6 protein-coding genes and 1 rRNA gene are annotated in these 12587 nt (G+C 66.9%); 1 reads left to right on the forward strand and 6 read right to left on the reverse strand.

The features are described from left to right. Positions 1–75 (reverse strand): 16S ribosomal RNA (locus tag HWX55_RS28650); the annotation flags it as partial. A gap of 611 nt (positions 76–686) precedes the next feature. On the opposite strand from HWX55_RS28650, the gene HWX55_RS28655 reads away from it, so the two are divergent. Further along, complete coding sequence (locus HWX55_RS28655) at positions 687–1157, forward strand: ATPase (protein ID WP_175978173.1); 471 nt, start codon at positions 687–689, stop codon at positions 1155–1157. 150 nt (positions 1158–1307) lie between these two features. Here HWX55_RS28655 and HWX55_RS28660 read toward each other — a convergent pair whose 3' ends face one another. The 5 genes from HWX55_RS28660 to HWX55_RS28680 form a co-directional block, all read right to left on the reverse strand. Then, positions 1308–1985 carry a DUF429 domain-containing protein gene (locus HWX55_RS28660; RefSeq protein WP_175978174.1) on the reverse strand — a complete coding sequence of 226 codons (678 nt, stop codon included), beginning with the start codon at positions 1983–1985 and terminating at the stop codon, positions 1308–1310. A gap of 10 nt (positions 1986–1995) precedes the next feature. Then, the gene (locus HWX55_RS28665; protein ID WP_175978175.1) at positions 1996–2520 is read right to left on the reverse strand and encodes an HD domain-containing protein; all 525 of its coding nucleotides are present in this window, start codon (positions 2518–2520) and stop codon (positions 1996–1998) included. Positions 2521–2640: 120 nt separating this feature from the next. After that, positions 2641–6111 carry a YhaN family protein gene (locus tag HWX55_RS28670; protein ID WP_175978176.1) on the reverse strand — a complete coding sequence of 1157 codons (3471 nt, stop codon included), beginning with the start codon at positions 6109–6111 and terminating at the stop codon, positions 2641–2643. A gap of 3 nt (positions 6112–6114) precedes the next feature. Beyond that, entirely contained in the window at positions 6115–7365 is a 1251-nt protein-coding gene (locus tag HWX55_RS28675) for a DNA repair exonuclease (protein WP_175978177.1), read from the reverse strand. A gap of 848 nt (positions 7366–8213) precedes the next feature. Continuing rightward, on the reverse strand, positions 8214–12584 hold the full coding sequence (locus HWX55_RS28680; RefSeq protein WP_279612702.1) for a thioester reductase domain-containing protein: 4371 nt from the start codon (positions 12582–12584) through the stop codon (positions 8214–8216). Positions 12585–12587: the final 3 nt, after the last annotated feature.

Genomic DNA, 12587 nt, shown 5'->3' on the forward strand with positions numbered 1-12587 from the left:
GTGCTGCCGTTCGACTTGCATGTGTAAGGCATGCCGCCAGCGTTCAATCTGAGCCAGGATCAAACTCTTCAGTTTAAACCTGTTACTGTTTTCGGTTCTTTCGAACCGGTCGCTCACTCAAAGCTGACAGGAATATGAATCACTTCATAAACCTGACTTACTTTAGTGTGAGACTCTTGATACTTTCGCTATCTGATCCGAGGATCAGCTCGCTGCCATCAAGCGCCCACACTTATCGGCTGTTAATTTTTAAAGAGCATGTCTGCGAGAAACTTCGTGTTTCCCAGCAGCGCTGCGTTTTCAGCAGCAGAGAAGCGAGATTATGAACCGTGTTTCGCAGTTCGTCAACAACTTTCTGAACGACTTCGTTGCGACTGCGGGGCTCAACTTCCTGTACTGCCCAGGCTCGCTACGACCGAACCCCAACAGCACCGCTTCCCTTCCTTCCGCGCCGCGTTTCCGTTAGCGCGAAAGAGGCGTGATTCTAAGCATCCGCCCCCATCCGCGCAAGCTCTTTGTGAAGAAAGTTTGAAAAAGCCTCCGTGCGCTGGCGCGCACGGTGGCTTTGGGCTCGACAGGCCGTGAAACGCAACGGGCGCCGCCCTCCAAAGATATGACGAAGCCGCCGCTTCCCTTCTATATAAGAGGACGCAGAACAAGCAAGGAAACGGGCGCGGTCGAGTATCATGCCGCGACCGAACCACGCACTCATATTGATGATGGACAGCACGACTCAATCCGGCGACAGCGACCTTCGCGACGAATATGCGGCACTGCGCGAGCGCGCGATCCTGCTGGAAGAACAGGTGCCGCCGCTTCTGCAACGCATCTCGGACATGTTGCCGCGCATCAGCGGCGAATCCGAACTGGCGGACACGCATCGCGAGCGGCTCGTCGGTGCACGCAACGCGGCGCTGGTCTCGATCGAAAACTATCAGCAGGCGATTCCATTCCTGCAGACGGCCGACTCGATCATCGAGCAGCTGGACAAGACGCCCGAGCGCGACGAGGACATCGAGTGGCGCGAATCGCTCCTCCAACGGCTGGACGAGCTGATCGACGTCGCGGTCGTGATGATCGACGATGCGGACAGCTACTTCGAACACGCGCAAGCCTGCGACCTGTCCAGCGTGCCGAAATCCATCCTCGAGGATTGAGCAGGCTTACCCGAAATCGCGCGATGCAGAGGCGTCGCGCCACGCCCGCCGACAGTCGCTAGCTGACCTCTTCGTCGCCGGGCCTGCCGCATCCCCTCACGAAACGCCCCCTGCGATCGCCATCATCCCGCGCAAAGCAGCACGCCGCTCCTACGGCGAATCGAGCACGATCGTCTCGCTCACCATCGGCACACGGATATATCCGCCCGCCGCATCGCCGTACGCATGCGCGTTCCCGTCGATCACGTATTGCGCGGTCAACGCACACAGCGTCGCGTCGCGCGCATCGACGGAGCGCAGCGTCGATACGTCGATGCCCAGCCGCTCCAGCAAGTGCCGGCGCTGGTTGCGCTTCTGCTTCGCCGACGCCACGGCCTTGCCCAGCATCGCGCAGGTAATCGCATACGGATAGGTTTCGAAGCTCACGCGTCCGCCCGCGTAGCGTGCGTCGGTCAACAACGGATAGGCGCCAGCGAGCGCGCGGTAGACGCGCTCGCCCATGAACATCCAGTCGAAGAAGCCCGACGTGCTCGCGACGGCCTGCTCCCGCGACGGTGTCGGAAAGCACGAGATCCGTTCACGCGCGAGCGCCTGTTCGGCCGCGCGACGGCCGCTCCCTGTCCACCACAGGCTCGGCGCGTCAACGCCGATGGCGACGACATCATGAGCGAGGCACAGGGCGGGCAGCGACTCGGGCGCGATCCGCGCTTCCCGGCAGACGACCGTCGACCCACGCAGGATCACGAGATCGCACAGCTTCCTGTCACCGCCGACGTCGACGCCCGCCACGGCAGCCGCTTGCCGTGCGGCGGATCGGGCCGATCGCATAACGCGTGCGTCAGTCCGCCGGCCGCGCGGCGTACGCGGTGTCGAAGATCGCCTCGAGACCCGGATGGACGCCGCGCATCGGATCGACGACCGACTTCGCCCAATCGAAGTACGCCTGCCTGCGTTCGAGCGGCCAATCCGCGGGCGGATGCCGGGCGATGTCGCGCAGGTTGCAGATCTTGTCGGCCAGCTTCACGAGCTTCGCGCGCCGGCTGATGGTGGCCGCGTGTTCGACCTGCAAACGCTTGCGTTCTTCCTTAGGCAACGACTTGTCGTCGGTGACTTCCATCACGATGTCCGCCACGTCCTTGCCGAACAGCCGCAGCAACTCCTGCTCGGTCGTCTCCGTATCCTCGACCGTGTCGTGCAACACGGCCGCGACGATCACGCGTTCGTCCTCGACGCCGGCCTCGTTGGCCAGCACGTCGGCGAGCGCGACCGGATGATTGATGTACGGCGACGCCTCTTCGTCCTTGCGCCGCTGATTGCGATGCTTGTCCGCCGCGAACGCAATCGCGGCTACCAGCTTCTTCATATTCCCCCCTCGTGTGGCCAGACCCGCGACCGTTGAACCGGCCGCATGCGTTTCGGAACTGCTCATACTACCTGTACGCGATGACCGTCCCCGCGCGCGGGCACGCCGGCGTACTCCGCATCACGCGCCGGCCGGCGCGCGCTGCAACTCGACCACGTTGACCCGCGCGCCGAATACGTCCCGCACGAGCGGCAGCAGGTGGTCGTGGTGCGTCAGGAACAGCACCTGGGTGCGCGTCGACAGATCGCGCAGCGCATCGAACCCCGCCTTCGCGCGCGCATCGTCGAAATTGATGAACAGATCGTCGGCGACGAACGGCAGTGCGGTGCGGCTGCCGAGCTGCAACTCCAGCGCCGCGATCCGCAGCGCGAGAAACAGCTGATCGCGCGTCCCTTCGCTCAGCCCCGCGACCTCGACCGACGTTCCCTTCGCGCGCCGCGCATACAGTGCGGGCGGCGTCCGCTCGGTATCGACGGTCAGCTTCGCGAATTCGCCCAGCGTGAGCCCGGCGAAAATCTCGCCCGCGCGCCGGAGCATCGGCCCCTGCTTCTGGTCGCGGTAGCGATCCGTCGCCCACTTCAGCAAGCGGCTCGCGGTGGCTGCCTCCAGATACTGTTCGGCCGCGTCGCCCATCGCCGCCAGCGCCTCCTGCCGTTTCGACTCGGCGACGGCCGCGTTCGCCTGGCCGTCGATCGCGCCGAACGCCTGGTCGGCCACGACCTGCTGCTGCGCCAGCTCGTTCAGCCGCTTGCCCACATCGCCGAGCGACTGCTTCACCGCTTCCAGATGCGCGGGCACGTCGGCAATGTCCTGTTCCGCCACCTCGGCCTCGACGGCGGACCGGGACAGCCCGTCGCCGTCGCGCACCAGCGCTTCGTGCGCGGCATCGACCGCCTGCCGAAGCTGGCGCTGCCGATCGGAACGCTCGGCCAGCGGCAGCGCCGCGTCGATCGACGCGACGCCGGCCAGTTGCAGCAGCGGCTGGATGCGCGCATCGGCGCCCGCGACCGCGGCGGCCGCGTCCGCGACCTTGGCGTCGGCCTGCCGCACGGCCTCGTCGGCCCGATCGATCGCCCGCGCGACTTCCCTGGCGGACGCGAGGCGCATCGTCAGCCGGCGCGCCACGTCCGGCCAGTCGCCGCTCGCCAGCCATTCCGGCGCGAGCGCTTCGGCAAGCCGCCGCGCGCCGGCCTCGAGCGCGGCCAGCTCAGCGCGGATCGCGGCGATCCGGTTGCGCGGCGCGTCGGCATCGGCCAGTTCGGCCGTCACCGTGTTCGCGAGCCCGAGCGCGCCTTCCGCCGCGGCCAGCGTCGTCGCGCTCGCGGACAGTTTCGCGTCGGTCAGCGCGTCGCGCCATTGCGCTTGCCACGCGTCGTAAGCCGCTTGTGCAAGGTCGGCCCGCGACTGCGCGGTCGCGCACCCGCGTTCGGCTTCCCGCGCGCGATCGTCGAGACTGTCCTTTCGTGCGGCCGCTTTCTCGGCCGACTGGACGAAGGTCTCGGCAACGGCGACGAGCGCGGCCAGCCCGTCCGACTCGCCGCCTCGCGATACCGTCGACAGCGCCGCACGCAGCGCGGTTTCCGCGCCGGCGCGGGCAGCACGCATCGTGTCGAATTCGCGGCGCTGGCGATCGAGATCGGCCTGCGCGGCGAACACCGCGTCGCGCTTCGCCAGCCAGTCGCCCATCGCCGCCAGCGGCATGCCGGGCACCGCGGCCGCCGTCGCGAGCGCGGCCCAGGCGTCGCGATGGGCGGCGAGTTCGCGCTCGCGTTCGTCGAGCGCGGCCTGTCGGCGCGTCACACCCGCACGCGCGGATTCGACCTGCTGACGCAACGACTGCAACGTCGCCGCGGCCTGGGTCGCGCCGAGCTGTGCATCGACGAGTTCGTCCGCGAGACGAATCGCGTCGTCGACCGCCGGTGCGCCCGTCGCGAGATCGACGGCGCCGCGGCGGATATCGCCCCACGCGCCATCGCGACGCGCGCGCGCCGCCAGCACGTCGGCGGTCGTGACGACCTTGTGGTTCTCCGCGAAATGCTTCTCCTGCAATTCAAGCCGTTCGAGCTCTTCGAGCACACCGTCCCGCGCGTCGCGCGCGGCAGCGGCCGCGCTCGCGCGTTCGCTGTCTTCCTTGAGCAGCGCGGCAAGCCGCGCCGCCGACGGCACGTCGAGCGCACGCAGCGCGTCGACCGGCATGCGCCACTGGCCAAGTGCATCGAGCGCGCCGGACAGCGTGCGTTCGGCAGCCGCGATGTCGTGCGCGAGCGCCTGCTCGCGCGGGCCGCTGTTGCGAAAACCCTGCGCATCGGCCAGCGCCGCGCGCAACGCTTCCGGCACGTCGACGGTCGACAGGCGCGCCTGTTGTTCGCGGACCTGCGCCAGTTCGCGCGTGCGTTCGTCGAGCGATTCGCGCGCGCCGGCAAGCGCCTGGTGTAGCGCGCCATGTTCGCGCAGCAGGTTCGCGACGGTCTTCAGCGACAGTGCCGTCGGCAACGCGGCGCGCAGCGACGCTTCGTCCGTCGGCCAGCCGAGCTGCGCGGCCGCCGACGACGCGGCGCACAGGTGCCGCTCGACGTCCGCGCCGAGCAGCAGCAGATCCTGCGCGTGATTCATGCATGCGCCGCGCAGCCGATCGAGCGCCTCGATATCGGCTTCGAGCGCCAACGTGTCGGCGTCCGCGGCGATCGCATCGCGCGCCTGCCGCTTCGCGAGCAGGTCGGCGCGCCGTTCCTCGAGCACCTTCTGCTCGGCCGCGAGATCGCCCTGCGCCTTCAGCAGATCCGCATACGCGGTCGGCGGCAACTCGACGACCGCGCCCAGTTCGGCCAGCGCCGCGTCCTTGACCGTCAGCTCCTTCAGGTACGGCGCGAGCCGCCGCACGCGTTCGAGCTTCGAGCGCAGCGCTTCGAGCCGGCGCTGTTCCGCGCGCGCCTGCTCGATCTGCTGCTCGACCGCTTCGCGCGCGTCCTTGCGATCGACCCAGTCGCGCGTGCGCACCTGGACGGCCTTCAGCTCGGTCACCGCTTCGTTGAATGCGGTTTCGGCCAGCGCGAACGCGCTGCCGCTGCGACGCGGCGCCCACAATTCGAGCGCGCGCGCGTCGAGCTCCTCGCGCACCGGCCCGAGGCTGCCGACCCCGGCAGCCGATTCGAACAGCACCTGGCCGAGCTTGTCCGATGCATCGAGAATGCTGCGGCCGCCATCGACCAGCCGCCCGTGATCGAGCCCGAACATCTGCTCGAAGAATTCGCGCGTCGCGCCATCCAGGACGGCCGCCAGATAGTCGTCGGGCAACTTGTCGTCGGCGGGCGTGCGCAACGGACTGCGCCCGCGCGCGCGGTGGAACGCGAGTTCGCCCGTGCCGCTCTCTAGCACGCCGCCGATCCGCAACTCGGGCGTGCTGTGCAGGAAATCGAGCGGCGTCTGCAGCTTCATCCCGAACAGCAACTCGGACACGGCCGTGCGAATCGTCGACTTGCCGGCCTCGTTCGGCCCGACGATCACATGGAAATCCTCGGCGGCCGACGGGAACCGCAGCGTCTCGTCGGTGAACTTGCCGTACTTGATCAGATCGAGCTGACTGATGCGCATCGCTTATTCTCCCCTCGCGAGCCGCGCCAGCAACGCGGGCCCGACCTGCTCGACCAGCGCCGTCAGCTCGCCCGCGCGCGCCATCGTCAGCAGCGGCACGTCCTCCTTCACGTCGCTGCGGACCTTGCCGACGAACGGCTTCAGATCGCGTTCGAGCAGCGCGAGGAAGTCCGGATCGTGCGCGGCATCGGCCAGGATCTGCTTCAGGTCCTCCAGCGCTTCGAGCGGTTCGCTTTCGCCCGGCTGCCGATCGGCCGCGGACGTCGCGAGCCGGACCTTCTCGAGCCACAGCCGCTCGTTGCCGATGATGCCGATCTGGTTCAGCACTTCCGCACGCAACTGCGGCGCACGGCCGAAAAAGAGGCCGTGCGCGGGCGTGCGCCCGGTGACGGTGACGCGCACCGCGCGCGGCACGTGGCCGTCGACGGTCAACAGCGCCTCCAGCGACTGGCCGATCTTTCGCGACAGATCGGCAACCGACAGGCAATCGGACGCATCGACCGACACGGCTTCCCAGCGCAGCACGTCGAGATACAGACGTTCGACCTGCGTCCTGCCTTGCTCGACCGTGACGAGCACCGCGCCGCGCCGGCCCGTCTCGCGGATATGACGCCCCTGCAGGTTGCCGGGAAACACGACGGTAGACGGGCCCGTCCATTGCTGGAATTCGTGCACGTGGCCGAGCGCCCAGTAGTCGTAGCCCTTCGCGTGCAGTTCGGCCAGCGTGCACGGCGCATAGTTCGCGTGCGCCGTATTACCTTCGAGCGCCGTGTGCAGCACGCCGATGTTGTAGTACCCGGGTACCGGGTCCGGATAGCCGATCGCGAGATTGTCGACGACGGCCTTGTCCTTGAAGCTCTGCCCGTGCAACGCGACGTCGAATTCCGGCAGCCGGAAGGTTTCCGGCTTGCGGTGGCCGAACACGGTGACGTTGTCGGGCAGCGTCAGCTTCTTCGTCATCTCGCTTTCGGCATCGTGGTTGCCGCCGAGGACGAACGCGCGGATGCCGGCCTTGCGCAGGCGCCCCATCTGCTGGCCGAAGAAGATGCCGGTGTTGTGATCCTTCCAGTCGCCGTCGTACAGGTCGCCCGCGATCACGAGGAACGCGACTTCCTCTTCGATCGCACGATCCACAAGTTGCCGCAACGCCTCGCGCGACGCGTTGCGCAACTGCGCGGTCGGCGCGTCGGGATACGCGCTCAGGCCGTGCAACGGGCTGTCAAGGTGAATGTCTGCCGCGTGGATGAACTTCACGAAGGTTCCTCTGTTTCATGGCGAACGGGCGACGCCGCTCGCACGGGCCGTGCCGTCAAGCGTCGTCCCGGTAGCCGTCGCACATGCGACATGCGCCGGACCGAATCATGCTGCCCGCTGCAAGCGGGTCGGGATGGTACCTGAAACCGGTAACGACATGCGTTCTCCGTCGGTCCGGATGGCGGGGAAGCACGCGATACCGATACGAACCGACATTGTGCCGCAGCACGAGCGAGCGACGGCGATACCGCGCCGCCGAAGAACGGGCAGCGCACGAAATGATGGCTGCGCGATCGTCCGATCGCGCGAATGGTCATGACGTGATGCCCCGGAATGTTATCGGACCGCGCCGGGCGGGCCGGAACGGCACTTTCGTATCGTCTGTCGTCACGGTGTCGATCGGACATGCTGGCCCGTGCCGGCCGGCGCTGCGATCGCGGCGGCCGGCGGTCGGGAGCCCTGCTATTTAAGCATGGCGCGCAGGCATTAGGCAGGGGGCGCCCGTCGATCCGCGACTGATCGAGCGCGGCACGTCGGTGATGTTCGTTGGAGGCACTTTCTCACCGATGGAAGCGTTGCGGCCGGGCAACCTTGCGCGGGTGCACCGTCGAACCAGACACTTCAACCGCTCGCGATCCGCGAACACGGTCGGCAGATACCGTTTCGATACCAGCCCGCCCCGCGCGACTTGCAACAAGGCAGCGCATCGCTTTCGGGCAATGCGGGAACCGGGACGACGGTGAGCCCGCCTTCCCGGCATCGACTATTCGACGACGTCGGTCGTCGCGACCCGACAGCGCCGACTTCAGATCATCGTCTCGCGCTCGGCCGCACCGGCGAACCGCCGCTCATGCGGTGACCAGTCTTTCATGCGGCTGCTCGAGAAAACCGTCTTCGTAGAAGTAATCGAAGAACGTGCGCAACCAGTCGTTGGCCGGACGCAGACTCGATGCGAGCACGTCGCCCGCGAGCCGCTTCAGTTGGGTGACGTCGATCGGAAGAATGCGTCCGACCGTCGGATCCGCGACGGGATTCAATTTCTTGAGCACCGGAATCAGCATCGAAAGCGGATGCGCGGGGTCCTGCCGGACATGTTCTGCCAACGCCGCGAGCCACGCGTCGTAGCTCATCCGTTCGATCGCGAAGCCTTCGTCTTCGATGAAATCGACCAGCGCGTCCAGCGAGTTCCAGCGCGGGTTGATCACGTGTACGCCCTGCCCCGCGGCAGTCGGGTCGAGCGACGCGCGTACGATGATCCGGCTGACGACGTCGACCGGCAGGATGTTGTCGAATCCCACGTCGCGCGGCGCCTTTCCAAACAGGATGATGCCCTTGATCAATCGACAGAACAGATCGTCCAGGTTCATCCGCCCGCTCACCGCATGCCCGACGATCCGCGCCGGACGATAGACCGTGACGGGAACGCCGCGCGCGTGCGCCTGCGCGAGCAACTGCTCGGCGACCCATTTGCTCTGTTCATAGCCGCTCGTCAGGTGTTCGTGGAACGGCACCGCGAGCGTTTCCGGCAACGCATCCGAATAACGGTTCAGCGTGCCGACCGTGGACACGTAGTGAATCGGCGTCACGCGATGCAGGCTCGCCAGTCTGACGATGTCCTGAGTCGCCAGCACGTTGACCTGCTTCAGTGTCGCGTACGGATAAACGAAGTTGACCAGCGCGCCGTTGTGGTAGATCGCATCGATTTCACGTGCGAGCGCGTCGAATGCGGCCGCCGACAAGCCAAGGTTCGGTTCGCCAAGATCGCCCGGTACGGCGACGATCCGATCGCGGTGTTGCGCGTCCCACAAGCCATGCGACTGCATCGCGGCCTCGATGCGTCGCACGCCGGCGGCCGGATCGTCGGCGCGCACCACGCACATCACGCGTGCGTCGGTCGTCGCGAGCAGCGTATGAAGCAGGTGCACGCCGAGGAATCCGGTCGCGCCCGTGAGCAACACCGTCCGATACGGGCGCCACGCATACGGTTGCCGTGTCTCGATCGTCGGGTCGAGCCGCGCTTCGCCCGGCAAATCGACGGCCGGCGTATCGCGACGCACATCGCCATTCGCGATACTGGCGGCCAGGCCGGCGATCGTCGGCGCGGCCAGCAGCGTTTCCATGTCGATCGGGTGCTGAAGCCGCTCACCGACCTGATACAGCATCACGGTGGCTTGCAGCGAATCCCCGCCGAGATCGAAGTAATTGTCGTGAATGCCGATACGCGGCTGCTTGAGCAACACGCACCAGATGTCGTGGATCGCCGTTTCCACCAGATCGCGAGGCGCCGCATGGCGACCATGCTGGCGAACCTCGACGTCACCGGAAAGCAGCCGGACGCGGTCGATCCTGCCTTTCGCGGAACGCGGCAGAGCCGCGAGCGCGACGATTGCGCCGGCGGACAGTGCCGGCATGCCGCGCAGCCCGGCCAGTCGGCGCACGATATCCGCGGCGTCGGCCGTCGCGTCCTGATGGAACAGCGCATGGTCCCATTGCCCGCTTTCGGCGATCCGCTCCACGAGCGCCACCTCATCGACGCCCGCCTGCCGTGCGACGTCGGCCTCGAAATCGAGCCAGTCCGCCGTCGTCTCGTCGGAACACGCGCTTCGGTCGGGCAGCCACGTATGACAGCCATGCTCGGTGTGCCACGCGTCCAGCGTCGTGCGCAACCACGTACCGTTGCGCGTGACGGTCAGGCTGTCGCGGTCCGGCTTGCCGTTGCGCAACATCAGATCGGGCACCGAATGCCCCGACACGACGAGCGTACCGAGCGCGTCCCCACCCGCCGGGTTCAGATGGGTGTCGGCGACGAACACGGATTCATTGGCCGATTTTGCCGATACCACGCCCGATTCGACGCGATCGAATCCATCGGCCGACGACACCGCATGCGGGAGCGACCACGCAGGCCAGCACAATTGCCGGAAGCGTTTCGCGCCGGGTGCGAGCTCGGCGAGTCTCGCGGCGTCCGCACGCGTCAACGAGCGTGCATCGGCGATGACCCAGTCGGTGCGAAGCGCGCCGGCCGACAGCATCGGCGAGGCGCGGACGATATGACGCGTCGCTTCCGGACTCAGGACGATACCGTGCCAGTGCGCATCCGGAGACGCCGCTCGCCGCAGAAACGCGGGATCGCCGGCGCTCGCGATCTGGTGCAGCGACAGCCCGGCACTCAGTGCGCCCAGTACCGTCCACAACGCCGTATGCGACAGCGGCCCGTCGCCGAGCGCAACATCCCGCGATGCACCGGCCGGTAACGTCGCGCCGAACGCGCGCGCGGCTTCGACAAGCTGGGCGTGCGTATAGCGCACGACGTGCCAATCGCCATCGACATCGCGCCGCAGCAACGAACACGCGCCCTGCACCGGATCCGAACGATCGTCGAGCGCACCGTCGATTTGACCGTACATCGGGTCCTGCTCGTCGAATACGTAACACATGACGCCGGTCAACGGCGTATGCTGCGCGGTCGTCACGCAGCTTCTCAGCGGTTCCGGCGACCAACTGCCGTCGACGAGCGCATCGAATGCGGACGACGGCAGATTCGGGTCGGTCATCACGCAATCGACGCCATACGTCAGCCCGGACAACAGCAACACCAGCCCGGACACGGGATCGTCGCATGCAATCAGCACGCGCTCGCCCGGCCGATAGCCGAAACGCCGCCATTGATGAACCGCACGCTGCACGCGCTCGGCCATCGTTCCATAGGTGACGCCGTGCGCGCCGCCCGGCGACTCGCGCCCGTCCAGTCGGGAAAAGGCGATTCGATCCGGCGTGCGAGCGGCATGCGCGGCGATATGCGCCGACAACGTCGCGTCGCCCATCGATGCGTGTGCGAATGCGTCGGACGCGCCGCCGGTACCCGTCGACGGTCGCACATCGAGCATGAGATCGCACACTTTTCGCGGGGTCGCGTCGGCCAGGATTTCGAGGAGCCTGCGATACTGCGACGCCATGCGTTCAATGAACGCCGCGTCGAAGCGGGCCGTGTCGTAGGTCAACTGAAACGTCAGCGTATCCGTCGGCAATACGATCAGCGCCAGCGCATAGCTCGTTTCCTCGACGGCGCGCGGGTCGTCGATCCGCCACCCGCAACTCGCCGCGAGCCGGTCGAACGCATCGCGGCCCGGATAGTTCTCGAATACGTAAAGCGTGTCGAACAGCGATTGCTGGCGCGGCACTTCGCTGCATTTCAATACGTCCGTGAGTGCGCTGTGCGCATGCTGTTCCAGCCGCTGCGTATCGGCTTGCAAGCGTCGCAGCCAGTCGGTCGCATCGAGCTCGCCGTCGAGCGTCGCACGCCACGGCAGCGTGTTGATGAACAGGCCGGCCATGCGTTCGATGCCGTCCACCTCTGCCGCACGTCCCGATACGACGATGCCGCCGACGACGTCGTCGCAACCGCCGTAGCGCGCAAGCAGCATCGCCCACGCACCCTGGCACAGCGTATTGAGCGTCACCCGGGCGACGCGGCATGCGCGGCCGGCCGCCTCCATCCATCCGGCCGGCATCGTCTCCGCCCGAACCGACAGCGTGCGGCGCGTGTCGGCGCGGCCTGCGGCATCGTTCGCCGGCGAAGGGCATACCGACGGCGCGAATCCTGCCGGCCTGCGATAGCCGCGCAACAGATCGCGCCAATAGTCGAGCGAACTGTCGCCATTGCGTGTGCGCAGCCACGCAACGTAGTCGCGATAGTCCCGCGCGATGGCAGGAAGCGGCGCGTCCGGGCGGGAATAACGCTGAAACACCTCGCCGAGCAGCAATGGCATCGACCAGCCGTCGAGGATCGCGTGGTGATAGGTCCACAGGAACCGATGCCGCTCGTGACCGAGCTCGATCAGCGTGACGCGCATCAGCGGCGCGACGCTGAAATCGAAGCCGCGCGCGCGGTCGCTCGCGAGCAATCGATCGAATCGATCGGCTTGCTCGTCGGCCGCGTGGTCGCGCCAGTCGATCACCTCGAACGGCAACCCGACCGTATGCCGGACGACCTGCAACGGATTCTCTTCGTGCAGGCGAATGAACAGCGTCTTGAGTGTGTCGTGGCGATGCACGACCGCTTCCCACGCGCCGCGGAATCGCTCGAGGTCCAGCGGGCCATGCAACACGCAGGAAAATTGCTCGACGTAGATACCGGAGGCCGGATCGAGTCGCGAATGGTGAAGCATGCCTCGCTGCAGAGGCGTAAGCGGGTAAATGGTGTCGACGTTTCGGGTCATCCT

Origin of the sequence: Burkholderia sp. BCC1047, assembly GCF_902833155.1 — a bacterium.
GTDB lineage: Bacteria > Pseudomonadota > Gammaproteobacteria > Burkholderiales > Burkholderiaceae > Burkholderia > Burkholderia sola.

Bases quoted from the DNA above. Each gene is read 5' to 3' on its own strand.
- HWX55_RS28655 (WP_175978173.1), top strand. From the start codon at position 687: ATGCCGCGACCGAACCACGCACTCATATTGATGATGGACAGCACGACT.
- HWX55_RS28660 (WP_175978174.1), bottom strand. From the start codon at position 1,985: ATGCGATCGGCCCGATCCGCCGCACGGCAAGCGGCTGCCGTGGCGGGC.
- HWX55_RS28665 (WP_175978175.1), bottom strand. From the start codon at position 2,520: ATGAAGAAGCTGGTAGCCGCGATTGCGTTCGCGGCGGACAAGCATCGC.
- HWX55_RS28670 (WP_175978176.1), bottom strand. From the start codon at position 6,111: ATGCGCATCAGTCAGCTCGATCTGATCAAGTACGGCAAGTTCACCGAC.
- HWX55_RS28680 (WP_279612702.1), bottom strand. From the start codon at position 12,584: ATGACCCGAAACGTCGACACCATTTACCCGCTTACGCCTCTGCAGCGA.